This window comes from Collinsella sp. OM04-5, from assembly GCF_003439125.1.
GTDB lineage: Bacteria > Actinomycetota > Coriobacteriia > Coriobacteriales > Coriobacteriaceae > Collinsella.
In genome coordinates this window covers 53016-74851 of record NZ_QSUU01000010.1, presented here as the reverse complement: position 1 = coordinate 74851, position 21836 = coordinate 53016, and the positions used below count along the sequence as shown (strand labels likewise).

The 21836-nt window shown below is 59.8% G+C and carries 18 protein-coding genes and 1 riboswitch; of the genes, 6 read left to right on the top strand and 12 right to left on the bottom strand.

Annotated elements, in window-relative coordinates:
* The first annotated feature begins 209 nt into the window (after positions 1–209).
* Together DXB53_RS07265 and DXB53_RS07260 are read left to right on the top strand one after the other, a co-directional pair.
* Positions 210–1961 carry an ABC transporter ATP-binding protein gene (locus DXB53_RS07265; protein WP_117583923.1) on the top strand — a complete coding sequence of 584 codons (1752 nt, stop codon included), beginning with the start codon at positions 210–212 and terminating at the stop codon, positions 1959–1961.
* Positions 1954–2700 (top strand): energy-coupling factor transporter transmembrane protein EcfT, encoded by a 747-nt coding sequence (locus DXB53_RS07260; RefSeq protein ID WP_117583922.1) that lies wholly within the window; start codon positions 1954–1956, stop codon positions 2698–2700. The genes DXB53_RS07265 and DXB53_RS07260 overlap by 8 nt, the downstream gene beginning before the upstream one ends.
* A 125-nt stretch (positions 2701–2825) precedes the next feature.
* Here the strand turns inward: DXB53_RS07260 and DXB53_RS07255 are convergent, their stop codons facing one another.
* Positions 2826–3572 (bottom strand): aspartate/glutamate racemase family protein, encoded by a 747-nt coding sequence (locus DXB53_RS07255; protein WP_040358337.1) that lies wholly within the window; start codon positions 3570–3572, stop codon positions 2826–2828.
* Between the two features lie 84 nt (positions 3573–3656).
* Entirely contained in the window at positions 3657–4913 is a 1257-nt protein-coding gene (locus DXB53_RS07250) for an ATP-grasp domain-containing protein (protein ID WP_117583920.1), read from the bottom strand.
* Positions 4914–5307: 394 nt separating this feature from the next.
* On the opposite strand from DXB53_RS07250, the gene DXB53_RS07245 reads away from it, so the two are divergent.
* The gene (locus DXB53_RS07245) at positions 5308–6441 is read left to right on the top strand and encodes a glucosaminidase domain-containing protein (protein ID WP_099431497.1); all 1134 of its coding nucleotides are present in this window, start codon (positions 5308–5310) and stop codon (positions 6439–6441) included.
* A 37-nt stretch (positions 6442–6478) separates the two neighbouring features.
* Here the strand turns inward: DXB53_RS07245 and DXB53_RS07240 are convergent, their stop codons facing one another.
* The 5 genes from DXB53_RS07240 to DXB53_RS07220 all read right to left on the bottom strand — a co-directional run bounded on the left by DXB53_RS07240 (position 6479) and on the right by DXB53_RS07220 (position 10533).
* On the bottom strand, positions 6479–7858 hold the full coding sequence (locus DXB53_RS07240) for a protein kinase (RefSeq protein ID WP_158551677.1): 1380 nt from the start codon (positions 7856–7858) through the stop codon (positions 6479–6481).
* Between the two features lie 98 nt (positions 7859–7956).
* Positions 7957–8379 carry an XRE family transcriptional regulator gene (locus DXB53_RS07235; RefSeq protein ID WP_117583918.1) on the bottom strand — a complete coding sequence of 141 codons (423 nt, stop codon included), beginning with the start codon at positions 8377–8379 and terminating at the stop codon, positions 7957–7959.
* 32 nt (positions 8380–8411) lie between these two features.
* Positions 8412–8855, bottom strand: a complete 444-nt coding sequence (locus DXB53_RS07230) for an FxLYD domain-containing protein (RefSeq protein WP_089573052.1) — start codon at positions 8853–8855, stop codon at positions 8412–8414.
* Positions 8856–9019: 164 nt separating this feature from the next.
* Entirely contained in the window at positions 9020–9289 is a 270-nt protein-coding gene (locus DXB53_RS07225) for a hypothetical protein (protein ID WP_117583917.1), read from the bottom strand.
* 56 nt (positions 9290–9345) lie between these two features.
* Positions 9346–10533 (bottom strand): N-acetyldiaminopimelate deacetylase, encoded by a 1188-nt coding sequence (locus DXB53_RS07220; RefSeq protein ID WP_117583916.1) that lies wholly within the window; start codon positions 10531–10533, stop codon positions 9346–9348.
* Positions 10534–10678: 145 nt separating this feature from the next.
* Positions 10679–10847: riboswitch (Lysine riboswitch) on the top strand.
* Between the two features lie 65 nt (positions 10848–10912).
* Between DXB53_RS07220 and dapA the strand changes: the two genes are divergently transcribed.
* From dapA to dapD, 3 genes are read left to right on the top strand one after another with little or no spacing between them, the layout of a single operon-like run.
* A complete protein-coding gene (gene dapA / locus DXB53_RS10125; RefSeq protein ID WP_117583915.1) occupies positions 10913–13222 on the top strand; it encodes a 4-hydroxy-tetrahydrodipicolinate synthase in 2310 nt (769 codons plus the stop codon).
* On the top strand, positions 13215–13955 hold the full coding sequence (gene dapB / locus DXB53_RS07210) for a 4-hydroxy-tetrahydrodipicolinate reductase (protein ID WP_233503837.1): 741 nt from the start codon (positions 13215–13217) through the stop codon (positions 13953–13955). The genes dapA and dapB overlap by 8 nt, the downstream gene beginning before the upstream one ends.
* A 39-nt stretch (positions 13956–13994) precedes the next feature.
* The gene (dapD, locus tag DXB53_RS07205; protein WP_117583914.1) at positions 13995–14714 is read left to right on the top strand and encodes a 2,3,4,5-tetrahydropyridine-2,6-dicarboxylate N-acetyltransferase; all 720 of its coding nucleotides are present in this window, start codon (positions 13995–13997) and stop codon (positions 14712–14714) included.
* Positions 14715–14792: 78 nt separating this feature from the next.
* On the opposite strand, the gene DXB53_RS07200 is transcribed toward dapD, so the two are convergent.
* The 5 genes from DXB53_RS07200 to DXB53_RS07180 all read right to left on the bottom strand — a co-directional run bounded on the left by DXB53_RS07200 (position 14793) and on the right by DXB53_RS07180 (position 21636).
* Entirely contained in the window at positions 14793–15797 is a 1005-nt protein-coding gene (locus DXB53_RS07200) for a nucleoid-associated protein (RefSeq protein ID WP_117583913.1), read from the bottom strand.
* A 111-nt stretch (positions 15798–15908) separates the two neighbouring features.
* The gene (locus tag DXB53_RS07195) at positions 15909–17069 is read right to left on the bottom strand and encodes an Mbeg1-like protein (RefSeq protein WP_117583912.1); all 1161 of its coding nucleotides are present in this window, start codon (positions 17067–17069) and stop codon (positions 15909–15911) included.
* 133 nt (positions 17070–17202) lie between these two features.
* Positions 17203–18153 (bottom strand): L-lactate dehydrogenase, encoded by a 951-nt coding sequence (locus DXB53_RS07190; protein WP_006234343.1) that lies wholly within the window; start codon positions 18151–18153, stop codon positions 17203–17205.
* 200 nt (positions 18154–18353) lie between these two features.
* Complete coding sequence (locus DXB53_RS07185) at positions 18354–19517, bottom strand: pyridoxal phosphate-dependent aminotransferase (RefSeq protein WP_117583911.1); 1164 nt, start codon at positions 19515–19517, stop codon at positions 18354–18356.
* A gap of 118 nt (positions 19518–19635) precedes the next feature.
* Positions 19636–21636, bottom strand: coding sequence for an NAD(+) synthase (locus tag DXB53_RS07180; RefSeq protein ID WP_117583910.1), 2001 nt, complete (start codon positions 21634–21636; stop codon positions 19636–19638).
* Positions 21637–21836: the final 200 nt, after the last annotated feature.

Below are 21836 nucleotides of genomic sequence, written 5' to 3'. Positions count from 1 at the left end.
GTTCGGCTTTATGAGCCACCCCATCTTGGCGTTCATTCGTCGCTCGCGTACCCAAGTACGCTTCGCTCCTCTTTCGCGCCAACCTGGAGCCCCTCGTAAAGCCGTCTCCGTGCTTCGCCACCAAAGACTGTCCCAAACAACTAGCTCTTGGGGACGTTCTTAAACGACTAGTCATTAAAGAACGTCCCCAATGACTATGAAAGGTATCCATGGAAACGATCATCAACGTCGACGATGTCTCGTTCTCCTATGGCACGCAGACCGAGCAGGCGCTTAGCCACATCTCGCTCAGCGTGAACAAGGGAGATTTCATCGGCATCATCGGGCCCTCGGGCGCCGGCAAGTCCACGCTTTCCGCCTGCCTGTCGGGCGCCGTGCCCCACCACTACACCGGCACGTTCTTTGGGTCCGTCATGGTTGACGGCCACGACACCTGCGAGGTCTCGTTGACCGACGTGTCGCAAATCGTCGGCAGCGTGCTGCAAGACATCGACACGCAGATGGTCGCCTCCGTGGTTGAGGATGAGATGCTCTTTGGCCTCGAGAACTTTGGCGTGCCGCACGACCAGATTGAGCAGCGCGTCACCGAAACCCTCGAGACCGTCGGCATCAGCGACCTGCGCGACCGCGAGATCGCCACCCTCTCGGGCGGACAGAAGCAAAAGGTAGCCATCGCTGCCATCCTCGCTATGCGTCCGCGCGTCTTGGTTCTCGACGAGCCCACCGCGGCACTCGACCCCGCCAGCTCCACGTTGGTCTTCGAGATGCTACGTGAGGCAAACCGCGCACTTGGAATCACCATCGTCGTCGTTGAGCAAAAGGTCGCCCTGCTCTCGGAGTACTGCAACCGCGTGCTCGTGCTCAACCAGGGCGAAATCGCGCTGCAGGGCGAGCCACACGAGGTCTTCGCGCATACCGACGAGCTCCGTGCCATCGGCGTCGACTGCCCTCGCGTCACGCGTATCTTCAATAGCCTCCAGGCCGATGGCCTGGTAAGCGGTACCCCTTGCTTGGATGTCGATGAGGCCGAGCGCCTGATTTCGGGCATCGTCGACCCCGCACACGCAAGCAGCGACATTCAGGCACCCGCCGGCTCACCGCACGCACCGTCGTTGCGCCCGCACGCCAAGGACGCCGAGCCCGTGCTCACCTTCGACCATGTTGAGTTTGCCTATCCCAATGGCGGCGCCGCCGTCCACGACCTCAACCTAACCCTCTATCCCGGCGAGCTCGTGGGCATCGTCGGCCAGAACGGTGCCGGCAAGACCACGCTCACCAAGCTGCTCACAGGCCTGCTTAAGCCCGCCTCGGGCAGCGTGCGCGTCACGGGACTGGATACCGCAGCCGTTCCCACGAGCCGTATCGCCCGCGAAGTCGCAACCCTCTTCCAAAACCCTGACCGTCAGATCTGCAAGGACACCGTGCTCGACGAGGTCGCCTTTGGCTTGGAGCTTGGCGGCATGGACCGCGCCGAGGCCCTGCGTCGCGCCCAGCTCGTCATCGACCGCTTTGGCCTGCCTGCCGATGAGGCACCTTTCTCGCTTTCGCGCGGTCAGCGCCAGATGGTGGCACTCGCCTCTGTCGTGGTCGTAGAGCCCAAGATCGTCGTGCTCGACGAGCCCACGAGCGGCCTTGATTACCGCGAGTGCATGACCGTCATGGAAACGGTGCGCACCATGGCCGAGCGCGGTTGCGCCGTTATCATGGTCTGCCACGATATGGAAGTCGTTTCGGATTTTGCCGAGCGCATTGTGGTAATGGCAAACGGCCGCATCCTCGACCGCGGCCGCACGCACGAGCTGTTTTCGAACATCGAACTCATGCAGCGTGCCTACGTCGAGCCGCCCCAGGTCATTGAACTCTCACGCCGCCTGGCATCCTCCGTCTCGCCTGCCTTTGCGCAGGTGAGTGAGGTCACCGATATCGTTCGTATTACCGAGGAGATGGACCGCCGTGGTTAACGTCATCGACTACATGCCGGGCGATACGCTGCTGCATCGCCTGAACCCCGTCATCAAACTGGGCCTCGCCGCCGCCATCATCATCGGCATCTTCTTGTCCGACACCTACGTGGCGCTGCTGGGCTTTTTGGCACTCACCCTTGTACTGGGTGCCTATGCCGGCGTCGTCAACCGTCTGTTCTCGCTACTCAAGTTGCTGATTTCGCTCGCGCTTATCATGCTGGTGCTCCAGCTGGCCTTTATGCGCGATGGCAACGTGGTGTGGGGCTTTGTCACCGACGAGGGCCTCATCACCGGAACAAAGGCCTGCCTGCGTCTGTTGGGCGTGGCGCTGCCGCTCATCCTCATGCTTATGGTGACCAAGCTCAACGACCTCGCCAACGCCTGCGTCGAGGTGCTGCACGTGCCATATCGCTATGCCTTCACCTTTACCACGGCGCTGCGCTTTGTGCCGGTATTTGGCCAGGAAATGAACGCCATCATGGAGGCGCAGACTGCACGCGGCGTAGAATACGACACTAAGAATCCCGTCAAGAAACTCAAGCTCATGCTGCCGCTGTGCGTGACACTGCTTATTTCGAGCGTGGGCAAGACCGATGCCACCGCGCTTGCCGCCGAGCAGCGCGGCTTCTACCTGCGCACGCGTGCGAGTTCGTATAAGCGCTACCCCATCAAAGGCCTGGATATCGCCGTACTTATCGTCAGTATCGCCCTTATCTCCATCGGCTTCCTTTTCTAGTTCACCACCGACAGCAACCGCCCAACGCAAAAGGCCTCGGCTCGCACCAAACGAGCCGAGGCCTTTACTGTTTCACCAGATAAAACCTACCAAAATAAACCTGTCCCTTTTTGGCAGGTCGGAAGCTAGAGGCGGTAGGGGGCGCCGCTGCGGATGATGGATTCGCGCACCAGGACATCCATGGCATCGAGGGTGATCTCGGGCATCTCTCGATACTTCTGCAGCACCGATAGCTCGGTGCAGGCCAGAATGACACGGTCGCAGCCGCTACGGGCGAACTCCCACATCACGCGGTCGAACTTATCCATATCGGGCTCACGTCCGGCTTTCACATCATCGTAGATAAGCGACATCACATCGTTTTGACGTTTCTCGCTGGGATAGACAACCTCAACACCCGCAGCCTTACATTCGCGGCCGTAGACGCCCGCGCCCACGGTTCCGTCGGTGCCCATGATGCCAATCTTGTGCACCGGCTCGGCCGGCATACTCAGGTTGGGGTCGAACTCGCACTCCCCCATCACCGCACCCGCAAGGGCATAGCGCACCGACTCACGCGGCATGTGGATAATCGGCACCTTCGTAAACGACTGGATCTGGTCGTAGAAGTAGTGCGACGTGTTGCAGGGAATGGCAATGTGCGCACAGCCCAGCGACTCGAGTGCCTGGGCACACTCTTTCATGGTCGCCAGCAGCTTGGCATGCTCGCCGGTCTTAATGGCAAGCGTGCGGTCGGGCATGGTCGACTTGGAGAGCACCACCATGTCGATATGTTCCTGATCGCAGGCAGCAGCCGTATGGCGCACCACCTGGTCGTAGTAATACGACGTGGCCTCGGCGCCCATGCCGCCGATAACTCCCAGCTTTTCCATCGCCGCCTCCTTGATGACGCTTGCGCAATTGCGCGTATCATACCCGCGCCCGCCCGATGTAAACCGGACGGGCGCCGCACTCATCTACTTGTAATACGTCTTGAACAGCTTAAAGTGGCGCAGCTTGGTGTGCCACATGCGCAGCCAGCGGTTAAAGACAAAGTCGCCCTTCATAAACGAAGGGTCGGCGCCCTTGCCTTCCTTGTCCAGGCGATGCACCTTAGCGCGCAGCTCGGGATCCTTGACGTACTTGTCGACGACCCCCATGGGAACGACCATCCACAGCGCCTCGTCCTGCGCCGCCACAAACTCCGGCTCAAACGGGCGGTTGAACACATACTCGTCCACCACATACTTGGCAACGTTAAAGCCGCTGTTAGTGACGTAGTAGTTGCTGCGACCTTGGCGCGTGTTGAAATCGAAGAACTTAAACGAGCCGTCGCGTTCGTCGTACTTAACGTCAAAGTTGGAATAACCCACAAAGCGAAGGTCCTCGAGCAACTTGCGCACGCCGCCCATGAGCTCGTCATTGGGCTCGGTGATGATACAGGCGTGGTTGCCGACACCGTGAGGCTGATGCTCCTCGAGCAGCACGTGACCCAGGCACATCATGCGCACCTTGCCGTTGCGGTCGGAATAACTGGTGAGCACGCGCATGTACTCGTCATTGCCGGGCACGCGATCCTGCAAGATCAGGTCGTCGGTGTAGCCGCTGGCGTACGAGTCGCGAATGACCTGTTCCAGCTCGGCACGGTCGGCAATCTCATAGGCCTTTTTCTGGCCCTCGAACTCGTGCTGCCACCACATGATGCCGTCAGAAGGCTTCAGAATCATCGGGTAAGGAAAATCGATCTGGTCGAGCACTTCGGCAGGTGCCTCGCCTTGGGCGTTCAGCATCGCCATGGTGAAGGTAAAGGTATGCGGATAGGGCACGCCATGCTTCTCGCACAGCTCGTAGAAGATCTCCTTCTTCTGACACTGCTCAAGCATGCTGTAGGGAGCGTAAGGCGCGACGATGTTATCCGCCAACTCATGGGCATCCTTGGCCTGAGCCACGAGGGCAACATAGTTATCGCCACAGCCCACAAGAACAATCGTCTTATCGGCATGCGCTTGGGCAATGCCGTTGACGGTCCTGAGCATCACGGGCATGGTATCGATATCCACGTTGGGCGTGTAGTCGATAATCTGGCTGCGGTACGCGGGACCCGTCTGGTACTTGCCAAAGACCAGGCTCTTGACCTGGTACTCCTCGTAGAAGGCGCGCGCCACCGAATAGGCGTTGATGTCGCCACCGAGCAGCACGGGAATGAACTCGCGCTCTGTAAACTGCAATGCCATGGAAACTTCCTATCATGAACTGCCCACACAACGGGCGATCTTTGCGCAACTGATTTATTCTAGCGTGCCAAACCGCCGGCGCCCAAAGCTCCACCGTATCTATGGCAATCGACGTAATCGTCCAGCATAAAGGCCGCACTCACCGCGATGAAGCCTTGTAGCTGCAAACCCCACGTTGAGATAGCTTTTACAGCCCAAAACACCTCTCAAACAGGGCTCCGTAACGTTAAAGTTGAACTCTATGGTTTCTCAACAATTCATCATAACTGCAGGTCAAAGCTAAAGCCTCAAGTTCAACTTGACCCTTTGGAACCTTTAAGGTTCAAGTTGAGGTCGAAAGCAGTAGTAGAATACCGTTCGAACCATAACCTACGATTGATTGCAGAGGGACTGGATGCAGCATTCGAATCATCGCGCCGCAGCGCTCATTGCGTCGAAGCCGGCTCGTATCATCACGAGCGCCGCGCTCGCCGTTGCGCTGACGGCCACGCCGATGCTCTCCCCCGTTGCGGCGTATGCCGCCTCGCAGGCAACGCAGGACCAGCTTTCCGCAGCCCAGCAGAAGATCGAAGCCGCCACGAGCGCCTACAACGACGCCCGCACCAAACTCGATGACCTGCAAAAGCAGATTGACTCCAATGAGGCAAGCATCGAGGAAATCGAGGCTAAGCTTCCCGAGCAGCAGGCCAAGGCAAGCTCCGCCATGCGCGATCTGTACAAGTATCAGAAGGGCACCAACCCCATCGTGAGCTTCCTGGTCAACGCGCAGAGCCTGGGTGAGTTCATCACGACCTGCAAATACACCAACCAGATCACGAGCTCGAGCGTCGACGAGATCGAACAGCTCAATAACATGCAAACCGAACTCGAGCAGAACAAGGCTGAGCTCCAGCAGGCCAAGTCTCAGCTTGAGGCAGAGCAGAAAAACGCCGAGGATGCGTTGGCTCAGGCCCAGCAGCTCCGCAGCGAGGCACAGGCAAAAGCCGAGCAGGAAAATGCCGCCGAGCTTGCCAAGCTTGAGGCCGATAAGGCCGCTGCCGCCGAGAAGCTCTCGGGCGAGGGCGTAAGCGGCAGCAATTCCAGCAGCCAGGCCACCAACACCAACACCACCATCGACACCACGGTGAACAACGCCAATACCGGTAGCTCCGATTACGATTCGTTCATTAATGAGTGGACGAGCCGCATCGACAATTATCTCGCCGGCTCCCCCATGGCAGGCCAGGGCTATAACTTTGCCGTCGCCGCTTGGAATACCGGTGTCGACCCCCGTTGGTCCCCCGCCATCGCCTGCATCGAGAGCACCAAGGGTGCTTATTGCGCCAATTCTTACAACGCCTGGGGCTGGAGTGCCCGTGGCGGCGGTTGGCGCAGCTTTGGCAGCTGGAGCGAGGGCATCTCCGCTCACGTTGCCTATCTGGGCGCCAACTACGGCTCCACCCTTACCCCGGCAGCGGCCAAAAAGTACTGCCCGCCCACGTGGCAGGACTGGTACAACAAAGTCGCCGCTCAGATGAACCGCATCTAAGCGCAACTGCAAAGGGCCCCAATGGGGCCCTTTTCTTTTAGGTAGCGGAGGTATCGACGACGCCGGTCGCATTGGCAATCGCGACTATGACGATCATGCATAGGAGCAGCACACCCAATGCCTTGAGCCAGAGTTTCGCGAGTTTCTTGCCGCGATAGCTGTCGAGCAGTGCGAATCGCCGACGAAGACGGCGCTTATCGAGCAGCGCAAAATGCATAAGCACCATAAGGCCATCGACAAGGAAAAAATACTCGATTATGAGAAACCACGTCGGGTAGCTTTGGTTTGCTCCCGTGGGGTGAAAGACGGCAAAGTGACTTCCGGCAAAGAACACAAGTAGGGAGAAGCAGACAAGCGTATTCCAAATGCGCCCCAGAGACTCCGGAACGCGAGAGAGCGGACCGCATGCAGCGGAGGCGGCAGGCCTAGGAAGCCCTGCGGGGTTCTGGAGCCCTTGGAGCGTCAACACCGTCTCCGAGGCCGGAGTACGGACAGGCGCAGGTGTAGAAGGCCGCACGGGGCGGCTCAGATCGTATGCCGAGCGCGTCGCCCGTCCCAACGCTTCCGCACTCGCAAAACGCTTGGCCGGGTCGAGCGCCATCGACATGCAGACGGCATCGGCAAGTGGAGTGGGAATGCCACGCGCCTCGCATTGCTCGCGCATGTCGAGCCCTGGTTTAGGGTCGATTCCCGTCAAGCAGAAGAACAACAGGGCGCCAAGTGCGTAGACGTCGCTGCGCACACTCGTCTGCCCAAACCCATACTGCTCGGGCGGCGCATAGGGTCGCGTGCCAAACTTGACGGTGTCGGCATCGGCGCCATCGCGCCATACGCGCGCGATCCCCAAGTCGATAATCACCAGCGATGAAAACGTCAGGCCCTCATCGAGCGTACGGCTCGCACCTGTCACGATGATATTCGATGGCTTGAGGTCGCGATGGATCACCGGCGCCGACGTCTCCCCCGCCATTGCAAAACCGGCGTGGAGCTCGCCCACGGCGTCGCAAAGGGCAGGATACAATTCACGTGCATAATCGGGGGTGGCTCCCAGACGGTCCACCAGCACCCCGAGCGTCTCTCCTTCGATATATTCCATAACCACGTTAAGCTCGTCGCCCACACGACGGCAATCGACGATTCTGGGCAGGTGCTCAAAACGCCCGCCCGCCCGCTGGGCGGCAAACAGACGCTCGTATGCCCCGCCGATTTGAGCCGAAGCATCGATGCGTTTACGGACAAAGGGGCCGATCGAACCACCACCGGTTCCTTCAAAGTACACGAGCTCGGTTGTTTCAACGGACGAGCGCTTAAGTACACGCTCCACGCGATAGCTGTCGTCGCGATCGAGCGACGCCAGATGTTCGGCAAGCGCTGCGGTCAGCTCGTCATCGGAATATGTTGTGGTCTGAGTATCCATAGCCTCCATCATAGCGCAGGGCGCAGACACCCCATGGCATCCGCGCCCCGTTCGTTTGCATCGTTGTTCGGCAGCTCCGCCGGCTCAGATATCAGCCGCTAACTCACCGTCTCCTCGCCAAAGCGATACAGCTCCTCGTTGACCTTTTGGAGGCTGCACCCGCGATCGATGCAAAAGATGATAATCGCATCACGGCGATCCTTGCAGTTAAGGACGCTTACCCCGGCAGCCGTCAGTGCACGGTTGGCCTCTTTGAGCGTCAGCGCCATCGCAAAGGCAATCTGCAGCACCTTATTGCGACTCGGATTGCGCGAACCAGTAAAGATCTGATAGCCAAAGGTCTCGTTGAGGTCGGCCATACGCACCACGCGCGAACGCTCCAAGCCCTTTTCCTGCAGCAGCTGCTTCAGGTAGTCCGAAAGCGACGGGGCGGCAAAGTCGTGCTCCCTGATATAGCCATCGATGTTCGGCGCATCGAGAAGCTCATTGAGCAACTCCTCGGTCAGCTTTTTATCGGGCATACGACTTCACCTCCCCCAGTGCATGCAACATGCTAGAAACCGCTTACGTCCGAACGCTCCCAGCTAGCAACCTGGTCGGGAGACACCGTACCCAGCGCCTCGAACTTCCAGGAGCCGCCCGCCTTCAGATGATTGGTGTTTGCAAGAGCCGTTCCAACCTGGTTGCCATCGGCATCATACAGAACATACTCAATCTGAATGTAGCTCTTTTCCTTGTCCGTGTTATTGGTCAGCGTGCCCGTGATCTTATAGGCAAACTGATTGGAGGTGTCTTCAGCCTCGTCAGCAATGGTATACGGTTCTTGCGGTTCTTTTTGCTCCTCAGCCTGCTGTGTCGTCTCGGCAGATTTTGCCGAATCGCTCGCAGACGAATCGGTTGAATTGCCACCCATAGAGCCCACGGCACCGACGATAACCAGCACCACGATGACGCCTAGGACAATCTTGCCGATCGGCTTCTTTCCCTCTTTTGCCATTATTCATCCTTCCTACGATCCGGCTACCGTGCCGGCACACAGCACATCGTAGGAAGGATTGAATTTGAATTCATTAGCTGAGAGCTAAGGTTGCGGTAAACGGCCAATGCAGCTATCCAGACGCCGAGCAAACGCACTTTGCGTGACCGTCTGCTGGCAGCGCATCAACCCACCGTGACGGATTTCCCGGTAAAGGCACTGATCATCAACAGGGCAAAGAACACCAGGTAGCTGACACTCAGCGGGTACGCAATGATCAGGAATACGACCCAGCCGACATTGGTTTTACCGTCGGCACGGCGTTGCCCGCGATTGCGGCAGAGCCAAATCGTCACGCCGATGGCAGTGATAAACAGTACGAGTGCCGCCGCAGCCAGCCCAGCAAGCACAAACATCACGCCAATGCTCACAGCAATGACCGGAAGTAGCAGCAAACCACACCCGCATCCACCCGGACTATATACGGCAGATTGCCGACGTCGCCTCATCGTCACTCCATCACAAGCAATCGTTTGTAGACATCGAGGCCTTTGAGTAGGATTTCCTCGTCGAAGAGCATACTATCGGTATGCAGAGCGCTTGTGGCATAGGCGGGGCAGCCATCCGAATCACTCGGGTTGTCTTGGTCCTCTAGCATACCCGTGCCCAGCAGGAAAAATACGCCCGGCAGATGGCGTTGATAGAACGCGAAATCCTCGGCAATCAGCAGCGGCTCGTCCACGAGCTGTAACTCGGGCAGAGCAGGCGCGATTCGATCAAACAACTCGGGATCGTTGTCGACCGGCGGATAGCCCTCGGCAAAGTCGAGATCGTACGTGCAGCCCGTTGCAGTGCATGCCTCATCAAGCACGCGGCGCACACCCTCGCGTGCACGGTCGAACATGCCGTCCGTAAACACACGCAAGCTGCCGGCCACATGGGCCTCCCCCGCCACCGCGTTGCAGACGGTACCGGCCTGCAGCAGGCCAAACTTGCCGATACAGGGCTCGTCGGTGCCCAGTTCGTCCATCAGCTCGCGCTCGGTAACCAAAAACTTCGCTGCCGCCAACGCGGCATCGTGTGACTCCTCAACCGGCACACCATAAGTCTTAGCAATATGGATACTCGTACCGTGAATATGGATATGCGTCTCGCTCGAACGCGCCAGCAGCGGACCAGAACAACTCGCCAGCGTGCCGGCAGACAGATCGGGCCACACATGGAAGCCAAAAATGCGGTCGGCCCCATAGCGCTCGAACACACCACTCTCGCATACCGTCTTGGCACCACCGGTCGTTTCCTCGGCCGGCTGGAACACAAAAAGCACGTTGCGTTTAAGTGAACCCGGCTGCTCGCGAATCGTGCGGTCGACATACGTCGCGGCGGCGAGCGCCATGGCCATGTGTCCGTCGTGCCCGCAAGCGTGCATCTTGCCGGGATGAGACGAGGCGAAGGCCGCACCCGTCGCCTCGGCAATGGGCAGCGCATCCATATCCGCACGAATCGCCGTGGCATGCGTGGCACCAACGCCAGCGTCAAAGAAAGCGCAGACGCAGCTGGGGCACGGATGGGTCACCTCGCAGGCAAGCGACGCCAACACGCCCTCGATATAGGCAATAGTCTGCGGAAGATCGAAGTCGAGCTCCGGGATCCTGTGCAAGTCGCGCCGATAGCGACGGAGTTCTTGGAGCTCGGTCATAGAGGTTCCTTTCATTGGTGTGCGCCGGTTGCTATCTATTGTGCCGCAAGATTGCCATACCCTTATTTCCAGCATATCCCTGCATTTTTTAAACGTTATATACGAATACTCTTGTTTGGTAAAGTGCAACGTGGTAGGGTCGTTACCACTTGATAGAGGCGCGGGCACGAAGAACCGCGGGCGAGCCGGCAGGCTTTGACCCCGTGGGGAGGCGAAACCCGCCGAACTGGGTTTTTCGGGCACGAACAACCTGGTGGGCCTGTGGGAAACACCCACAGGACTGTCTGCAGCAATGCGGGAGCGCTATCCGGACATTGGGTCCACGCTATGCGGATTCGATGCGCAGATGGCGCCGTCTGGATAGCGAGGTTTACGGGACATGGCATTGACCCCCAACGAGGCATATGCGGCCAAGCAGCCGTTTGTGGACAAGGAGACGCTCGAGCATATCGTCGAGCAGTTCCCCACGCCGTTTCATCTATACGACGAGGCGGGCATCCGCCGCAACATGCAAGAAGTGCGCGACGCCTTTGCATGGAACCCGGGCTTTAAGGAATACTTTGCCGTCAAGGCCAACCCCAACCCGGCGCTCATCTCCATTCTCAACGAATACGGCTGCGGCTGCGATTGCTCGAGCTATACCGAGCTCATGATCGCCCGCTCGCTGGGTATCACGGGACACGACATCATGTTCTCGTCCAACGATACGCCGGCTGCCGACTTTGAGCTCGCCGACAAACTGGGTGCCATCGTCAACTTTGACGACATCAGCCACATCGAGTTCTTTGAGCACGTTGCGGGGCCAATCCCCAAGACGGTCAGTTGCCGCTTTAATCCAGGCGGCCTGTTCCAGCTCTCCAACGGCATCATGGACAATCCGGGCGACTCCAAGTACGGCATGACCACCGAGCAGCTCTTCGAGGCCTTCCGCACGCTCAAGGCCAAGGGCGCCGAGCGCTTTGGCATCCACGCATTCCTTGCCAGCAACACCGTCACCAACGACTACTACCCCAAGCTCGCGCGCATCCTCTTTGAGCTTGCCGTGCGCCTGGAGCGCGAGACCGGCGCACACGTCGCCTTCATCAACCTATCCGGCGGCGTCGGTATCCCCTACCTGCCCGAGCAGCAGGCCAACGACATCCACGCCATCGGTGAAGGGGTGCACACGGCCTACGACGAGATTCTGGTTCCCGCCGGCATGGGCGATGTGGCAATCTGTACCGAGATGGGCCGCTTTATGATGGGCCCCTATGGGTGCCTGGTCACCAAGACCATCCATGAGAAGCAGATCTACAAGGACTATATCGGCGTGGACGCCAGTGCCGTTGACCTTATTCGTCCCGCCATGTATGGCGCCTACCACCACATTACGGTGATGGGCCAACCGGGTGGTGACGACAAGACCACAGCGCCCGCTACGGACACCTACGACATCACGGGCAATCTGTGCGAGAACAACGATAAGTTCGCCATCGACCGCGAGCTGCCGCATATCGACATGGGCGACCTGCTCGTGATTCACGACACCGGCGCGCATGGCTACTCCATGGGCTACAACTACAACGGCCGTCTGCGCTCCGCCGAGGTCCTGCTGCGCCCCGATGGCTCGGCAGACCTCATCCGCCGCGCCGAGCGCCCGGGCGATTACTTTGCCACGCTCGACGTGCTGCCGTGCGGCCGCGAGCTGCTGGCCAAATCGCGCGCCGATGCCGCCCGCCGTCGCGCTCAGGACGAGCGCCTAGCAGTCACCGCCCAATGGAACAAACGCGTCCAGATCGCGGAAGCGAAGGAGAAGAACATGGATATCCGCAATCTCGAGGGCTCAATCGTCGCCCTTGTCACGCCGTTTAAAAAGGACGGCAGTGTCGACTTTGACGCGCTTGAGCGCCTTATCGATTTCCACCTGCAAAATGGCACTGACGCCATCCTCACCCTGGGCACCACCGGAGAGAGCGCCACGATGACCGATGACGAAGACAACTCCGTCGTCGCCGCCGTTGTCAAGCATGTTGCAGGACGCGTCCCCGTCATCGCCGGCTCGGGCTCCAACTCCACGCAGACCATGCTCACCAAGTCGCTCACCTATCAGGGCCTGGGCGCCGACGGCCTGCTGCTCATTACCCCCTACTACAACAAGTCTAATGAAGAGGGCATCTACCAGCACTTTAAGACCGTTGCCGATGCCGTAGATATCCCCTGCATCCTGTACAACATCCCCGGCCGCTGCGGCTGCGGCATCAGCGTGCGCAACGTGGAGCGCTTGGCCGCGCACCCCAACATCATGGGTATTAAGGAAGCCTCGGGCAACGTCGCTTACGCAGCCAAGATCGCCCACCTGCTGTCCGATGACTTCCGCATGTACTCGGGCGAGGACGCACTCACCGTTCCGCTCATGAGCCTGGGAGCCTCGGGCACCATCAGCGTATGGGCCGACGTGCAGCCGCAGCTCGTGCATGACATGTGCCGCGCCTATCTGGACGGCGACGTAGCGCGCGCCCGCGATATCCAGATTGCTGGCCAGCCGCTCATCAATGCCCTCTTTAGCGAGGTCAACCCCATCCCCGTTAAGGAGGCGCTCGCCCAGATGGGTATGATCGAAGCAAACTACCGCATGCCGCTGTGCCCCATGGCCGACGATACGCGTGCCGCACTTACCGATGCTCTGAAGGGAGCTGGTCTGCTTGATTAAGACCGTCATTATGGGAACGGGCCGCATGGGCTCGCTCATCCGCACTACCGCCGAGGGTATTGTCGATACCGCCGGACAGCCCGTTTTCGACATTGTGGCCCAGATTGGCTTCGATTTGAGCGAGCTCGAGAACGCACCGGCTGCCGATGTGATTATCGACTTCTCGAACGTCGTGACCTTTGACGCCGTCGTCGCCTATGTCGAGCGCACGGGCGCGGCGTTGGTCTCGGGCACCACAGGCTACACTCCCGAGCAGATGGACCGCCTGCGTGAGCTGGGCCAGAACGCCCGCGTCATGCACTCCGGCAATTACTCCATCGGCATCGCAGCCCTGCGTCATCTAGTGGCCCAGGCCACGCGTGAGCTGCCCGGCTTTGACTGCGAGATTGTCGAGACTCACCACAACCAAAAGGTCGACGCCCCCAGCGGCACCGCAAAGCTGCTGCTCGACGCCGTAGTCGAGGCCGAGCCCGAGGCAGGCTACCACCCCGTCTATGGCCGCGAGGGCATGTGCGGCGCGCGTGACCCCAAGGAGATCGGCATGCACTCGCTGCGCGGCGGCACCGTCGCCGGCGTGCACGAGGTGAGTTTCTTTGGCCAGGACGAGGAGGTCACGCTCACCCACCGCGCCACGAGCCGTCAGATCTTCGTCAACGGTGCCTTGGCAGCCGCGCAGAAGCTCATCACCCGCGAACCCGGCTTCTACACCTTCGACCAGGTCATGTTCGCCTAACTAGTTATCAACCATACCCCCTCAAAGGAGAGACAGCATATGAGCAACGCAGCCGAGATGGACGCACAGGAGATTATCAACTACATCGCCACCGCGCCCAAAAAGACGCCCGTCAAGCTGTACGTGCGCGAGAAGCCCGGCATGAAGGTTGCCTGGGGCGACGCGCATGTCTACGGCGGGCGGCGCGGCAAGACCGTCTTTGGCGACTGGGATGAGCTCAGGGCAATCCTCGACGCCAACGCCGACTCTATCGACTACTACGACGTAGAGAACGACTGCCGCAACTCCGCCGTGCCCATGCTCGACCTTAAGGGCATCAACGCCCGCATCGAGCCGGGCGCGATCATCCGCGACCGCGTCGAGATCGGCGACCGTGCCGTCATCATGATGGGTGCCATCATCAACATCGGCTCCGTTATCGGCGAGGGTTCCATGATCGATATGGGCGCCGTGCTGGGCGGCCGCGCCACCGTGGGCAAGAACTGCCATATCGGCGCCGGCACCGTGCTGGCAGGCGTTGTGGAGCCCGCCAGCGCCACGCCCGTCATCATCGAGGACGATGTCATGATCGGCGCAAACGCCGTGGTCCTGGAAGGCGTGCGCGTGGGCAAGGGCGCTGTTGTCGCCGCCGGCGCCGTGTGCGTCGAGGACGTCCCCGCCGGCGCCGTCGTGGCCGGTGTCCCCGCCCGCGTCATCAAGATGCGCGACGCCCAGACCGACAGCAAGACCGGTCTCGAGGAAGGACTACGTCAACTTTAATAGTTACGCGGTTATGACGAAAAGGCCGAAGTCCCAAAGGGCTTCGGCCTTTTCGTTACGGTCAATCCGCTCGATCCCTTATCGATTCTCAATTGACCCGATATTCTTGAGCTCGATGGAGATGAGGCCGTTGGGTTCGTTGACGAACTCGATGTACTCGGAGTTCGAGCCCATCTCGGCCGGAAAGCTGATCTCGATGCCCGTATCGGTACGAATCTTGTGGTTGCGCACGGCCGCACGCTCGACCTGCTTGCGCTCCACGGGCACACGCTCGGGCACCTTCTCTTCGGTCAGCGCCGCGCGTACGCTCTCCTTGATGACCGGCTCGTCCTCAAAGACCTCATCGACGATATCCCAGGGCGGCAGCTCCTCGTCATCCTCAACCTTCTCGGCAACGGCAGCCTTAACCTTAGCGAGCGCTACGGCCGTATTGGCACCGTGCTCCTCGGCGACTTCCTCGACCACGCGCGTCACGGTGTCGATGACCTCCTTGCCCGACACGCCCGTATCGCACTGCAGCAGACCGTCGGGAATGAGCATGCGGTCTTCGCCGGCAATCTTGCGCTTCTTGTCCACATAGCCGATCTCCATGGTGCTCGCACGCACGATGGCATAGCTTGGCACCTTTTGGGAAGGATTCGGCAGGATAGCATAGTGGCGCGCGATGTCGTTGCGTACCTCGCCCTCCTCGCGGCCCACCTCGTGCATAAAGGCCTGCTTGGAGCCCAGCAGCATCACGGCAAACCAGCGGGCATCCTCATCGTCGTCAAAGTCGGCCACGAGCACATCGGTGGACTCGGCTTTTTCGGCCTTGGTAAGCTCGGAGGAAATGAACTCCGCAATCTGCTGCGACAGGTCTACGAACTCGCGCTCGCCAAAGAAATAGCCCTTGAGCTCGCCGCCAAACGCAGAGTTCTCGGCAAACGCGGCGCGTTTATTGTCGGCCGAGGTACGTGCGCGGCGCAGATGCGTGGTCACGAAGTTGCGCACGGTACGGCTCTCGATATCGAGCTCGCGCTGGCTCATAACGTTGACGGCAGAGTCAAAGTCCAGGATATGCAGAATCGCATGATTGATTTTCATATACGGCATTCCGTTCTAGATTGAATTGAGCACGAACCAGTATAGCGGTCGAGCCCGCCCCAGGCGCATCGAAGATTGGTGCATCGGGGACAGGTTGCTTTGCACCAATGGCTAGCGCAGGAGCTCGGACTGCCATACCTCGAGCTGTTCTGCCAGGCTCTTACCACTAGAAGGCACGCTGAACTCGGGACGTTTGGGCAGCAGCGCACACTTAAGAATTGCCACGATGGTCTGCGAGACAAAGCGTCGCGTATCCTTGTCAAACCCTTGCGCAGCCTGGAGCATCACGGGCAGGCTCTCGCGCAGATTCCCAGCGATATCCGCAAACCGCTCAGCACCCGTAGCCTCAAACACGGAGAACAACGCATCTACAAAACGCTCGCGCTCGCTAGGCGAAACTGCAAGCAGCATCTCGCGAATGGAGCCATCAACGTATCGAGCACCGGCAGACAGGCGCTCACAGTACACGAAGTCGCGACCATCAACCACCCAGCTAAAGGGATTGTGCTGCAGCAGGCTGAACTCGGTGCTCTCAACGATGGCATAGTCCTCCTGCGTCTCGAACATCATGCCAAAGATCGACGACCGAGGTAGCGTCTTGTCGATTCGACCGGAAAGATCGGCAAAGGCGTTGCCGTTCAGAAACTCCTCGACGAAACCCGGACCATCATGGGAATACGCCTGTTCGATTCGCGCACGGGCGACATCGGAGCACATCGCCGCACCGTACACCGCAAGGTTTCCACCCTTGGAATGACCTCCGCACAAAAGCGGCCCGTCAATCGCATCCGCCGCCTCGTCCACATAACGCGCCGCGGATTCCTGGGCCGGCACAGGATACCGGAACGCCATGTTAAAGTCCTCTTTCCAGCCCACAATCGTGCTGTCGGTCCCCCGGAAGGAAAGATAGCTAAACCCCGCCGGAAACCGGAACGCCATGGCTGCAAACTGCTCTGTCGCCACCACATCGCTCACGGCACGATAGCCGCAAACGTGCACGCCACGGTAGCGAGGACTTGCTGCCACGGCCTCCAGCAAGGCCTTGCTCCCCTCCGGGTCCCACAAGTCGTCAATCATGTCCCGGTAGCACTCGGCACGCAGCAGCTCGCGTACGTCTAGGCCCTGCCAGTTCGTCAGCTCCGCCATATCACCCGGCAAACGCAAATAGGACAACCACGCAAAGACGAGGCTATCCACCGCGCAGAACGGCCTCTCCTCAAACGGATCAAACGCCGTCTGGGCATAGGTTAAAAAATTAGGCGAATCCGACATGGCCCTCCCATCGACTATGGTGCATTGGGGCAACTATGGTGCATTGGGGTCAGGTTACTTTGCACCAAAAAGGCGCCCGGGCCGTGTGGACCCGGACGCCTTCATTGTAGCTTTTCGCTCTAGCGAGCTTGATTTAGCAGGAGAAGTCGACGCTGTCGATGATGTCCTTGAGGGCCTTGGCGGAGGCGGTGAGCTCATGCTGCTCGTCATCGTTCAGCGGCACGGGGACGCGACAGACGACGCCGTCGCGGCCAACGACCGTCGGCATGGAGATGGCAAGATCGGACAGGCCATACTCGCCCACCATGAGCGAGGAGACGGGCAGAACGGTCTGCTCATCGCGCATGACGGCGGTGCAGATGCGCTTGACGGCCATGGCGACGCCATAGTAGGTGGCGTGCTTCTTCTCGATGATGGTGTAGGCGGAGTTCTTGACGTCCTCGGCGATGCGCTTCTCGGCAGCCTCATGCTCCAGATGACCGTGAAGCTCGCAGAAAGTGTTCAGCGGCACGCCGGCAACCTGGGCGCTGGACCAAGCGACAAACTCAGAGTCGCCGTGCTCACCCATGACATAGGCCTGGACATCGCGCGGGTCAACCTCGACGTGGGCACCAAGCATCTGCTGCAGACGGCCAGTGTCGAGCACGGTGCCGGAGCCGATGACATGGCCCTCGGGCAGGCCGGACATCTTGATGGCGGCATAGGTCAGAACATCGACCGGGTTGGAGACAATGAGCAGAATGCCGTCGAAGCCAGACTTCTTAATTTCGGGAATGATGGACTTAAAGATGTTGACGTTCTTGTTGACCAGGTCCAGGCGAGTCTCACCGGGCTTCTGGGCAGCGCCAGCGGTGACGACGATCATGGCGGCGTCGGCGACATCGGAATAATCGCCGGCGTAGATCTTCATCGGCTCGGCAAACGTCATGCCGTGCGCGATATCCAGGGCCTCACCCTCGGCGCGGTTCTTGTCCACGTCGATGAGGACCATCTCGGAGAACAGACCACTCTGCATCAGCGCGAACGCCGAAGACGAACCAACGAAACCGCAGCCGACAATAGCAACCTTCTTCTCGTTAACCATTAGAAACTCCCATCTCTCTCCACAAACAAGCCGCCCGGGAACGACCCGAGCGGCTTGCCGTAATCCCAATACATCCAATCGGGACTTTGATTATGCTCCTATTCGCAGCCAAAAATCGACCGTTTACCGAAATTGTTTGCAGGATTCGTAAAATAACTGCACGAAATCGGTTTCGAGCTATTGACGAGCGGAATAGCTTTCTAATACAGGCCCGCCTCGCGAATGGCCTCGACAGCCAAAGCGATCTGATCGGGCGGCAGGACCAGCGCCATGCGCACATGCCCCTCACCCGAAGGACCAAAGCTCGCGCCCGGCGTCACCACAACGCCGGCCTTCTCCATAAGCTCCTCGCAAAACGCCATGGAATCGGTGCGACCACCGGGAAGCTTGGCCCACACAAACATAGAGCCATGCGCGTTGGGACGCTCCCAGCCCAAGCCCTCAAGACCGTCGCACAGGGCATCGCGGCGCTCCTGGTACTTCAGACGCTGCGCCTCGACCTCATCGCGCGGACCGTTCAGGCAGGCGATGGCGGCCTTCTGAATCGGGAAGAACATACCGAAGTCGATCTGGCCGCGCAGCTTGGCAAAGGCAGAGACCACATCCTCGCGGCCGACCAAAAAGCCGATACGCGCACCGGTGACGTTAAACGACTTGGAGAGCGAGAAGAACTCAACGCCCACCTCGAGCGCGCCGGGATACTGCAAGAAGCTGCCGCCCGGCTCGCCGTCGAACACGATGTCGGAGTACGCGTTGTCATGGACGATGAGCAGGTCGTGCTCGCGGGCGAAAGCGATAATCTCCTCGTAGACCTCGGGAGTGCCCACCGAGCCGACCGGGTTCGCGGGCAGCGACACGATCATATACTTGGCACGATCGGCCACCTCGGGATCGATACCCGCCACATAGGGCAGGTAATTGTGCTCCGCCACCAGCGGATAGTATTCGAGCTTGGCATCGGCGATCTTGGCACCCGCCTCAAAGACCGGGTAGCACGGATCGGGCACCAGGATGGTGTCGCCCGGATCGAGCAGGGCCAGACCCAAGTGGCCCACGCCCTCCTGCGTGCCGTTGCACGACTGCACCATAGACGGCGTAATGCCCAAAACGCCAAAGCGGCGCTCATAGTAATCGCACACGGCTTGCTTGAGTTCGGGCAGGTCGCGCAGGGCATACTTCCACATCTCGGGGTCCTGGGCCGCTTGCGTGAGCGCCTCGACCACGTGGTCGTACGGCTTAAAGTCGGGCGTTCCCACGCTCATGTTGTAAATGGTCTTACCCTGAGCCTTCAGCGTGAGCAGCTTGTTGTTGAGCGAGGCGAAGACCTCCGCGCCAAAGCGGTCGAGACGCTGCGATGCCTGCATGGTGCCACCTTTCGATATAAAAAACGCGGCGCTCCGACAAGAGCGCCGCGCGATACGGGCCATCAGATTGCAAAAGTGTAACGCTTGCAAACCCCGTATTGGTTCAATTTAGCCAACCTTAGTCAATTGGATTGAGTGCGTCGATCTGCGCAAGCCACAGATGCGAGCTGGCGTCACTCGGCATACGCCAATCGCCGCGCGGGCTGAGCGTCACCGAGCCCACCTTGGGACCATCGGGCAGGCAGCTGCGCTTAAACTGCTGGGCAAAGAAGCGACGGTAGAACGTACGCAGCCACGTGTGGACGGTCTTGGCATCGTAGACACCCTCAAAGCTCTTGAGCGCCATGCGGTAGATCTTGCCGGGCTCAAAGCCAAAACGCAGCAGGTAGTAGAGGAAGTAGTCGTGCAGCTCGTACGGGCCCACCAAATCCTCGGTCTTCTGCGCAATCTCGCCGTCGCCCGTGGGCGGCAGAAGTTCGGGAGACACCGGCGTATCGAGGATATCGAGCAGCACCTTGGCGATGCGCCCGCCAAAGACATCGGCCGCATAGCGCACCAGATGGCGCACGAGCGTCTTGGGAACGCTCGAGTTGACGGCGTACATGCTCATATGGTCGCCGTTGTACGTAGCCCAGCCGAGCGCCAGCTCCGACAGGTCGCCCGTGCCGATGACAAAACCGCCAGCCTGGTTGGCCAGGTCCATCAGGATCTGCGTACGCTCGCGGGCCTGGCTGTTCTCGTAGGTCACGTCCTGCACGGCCGGATCGTGCTCAATGTCCCTAAAGTGCTGCTCCACGGCCGCGTGAATCGAAACCTCGCGGAAGCTCACGCCAAGGTCGCGAGCGAGCGACTCGGCATTCGACTTGGTGCGATGCGTCGTGCCAAAGCCGGGCATGGACACGGCCGTGATACCGGTGCGCGGCAGCCCCAGCGCATCAAAGGCGCGCACGGTCACAAGCAGTGCCAACGTGGAGTCCAGGCCGCCCGAAAGACCGATGACAGCCGCCTTGGTACCCGTATGGGCAAGGCGGGTCTTGAGGCCGGCGGTCTGCAGGTCGAGGATGGTCTCGCAGCGCTCGGCCAGATCACCGTGGTCGGCCGGCACAAAAGGCGCGCGAGGGAAAACACGGTCGATATCGCAGGCATCGCGCAGGACAGGCTCTTTGGCCAGCACGCCCTCAAAAGAAAACTCAACGGTCGTGGCCTCCGGCGCATCGTCCGCGCGCGCCCACGTCGTCGAGCGACGGCGCTCGGCAACCAGGCGGTCAAGATCGACATCGGCGATGGCCATATCGCAGGTAAGCAGTTTGGTCGCGGCGAGCTTGGAGCCGTTTTCGTAGATAAGGTTCTCGCCCGCAAAGACCATGTCGGTCGTGGACTCGCCCTCGCTCGCGTCTGCGTAGGCATAGGCGCAGTACAGGCGTGCGCTCTGGTTGGAGATGAGGCTGCGGCGGTAATCCGCTTTGCCGATGATCTCGTCCGAGGCCGACGGGTTGAGAATCACCGTCGCACCGGCAAGCGCCATCTCGGTCGAAGGAGGCGCCGGCACCCACAGGTCCTCGCAGACCTCAACGCCCAGCACCAGGTCCTCGGTGCCCTCATCACAGCAACGGTAGACAAGCCCCGAGCCCAACGGGACCGGACCCTGACCGGCAAATTCAAGCCAAACGGGATCGGTAGGTGCCGGAGCAAACCAACGGCGCTCATAGAACTCGCCATAGTTGGGCAAATACTTCTTGGCCGTGAGGCCCAAAAGCTCGCCCGCGCAGCACACAGCGACACAGTTGTAGATATTCTCGGCAACCGCAACGGGAAGACCAATGGTAAAGACAATCGGCAGCTCACGAGTCTCGTCGAGGATATGCACCAGAGCAGCCTCGCAGGCATGCAGCAGTGTGCGGTTATGGAACAGATCGGCCGCGGTATAGCCGGTCAGGTTAAGCTCGGGCAGCACCAGCGCGCGAACGCCACGCTCGGCAGCATCGCGAACAGCCACCAGTGCAACCTCGGCATTGCCCTCGACATCGGCCACGCGAATCCGCGGCGACGCCGCCGCCACACGCAAAAAGCCATCGTTCTTATTAGCCGAAACGCAGCATTGCCTTGTTGATCTGGACACTGGAGGCCCCTTCTACCCTGAGATTCAGTCTAACGGACGTTCACATATCTCTAACTAGCCAAAGCAACCTCCCAGTTTACTGAGACGCCAACCTGTGCTAAGAGCATGTATTCCAAAAATATCTTTAATTAAAAAAGGAGAAATCGATAATCGACTTCTCCTTTAAGCGAGGCAAGTTAATTCCGAAACTAATGGCAGAA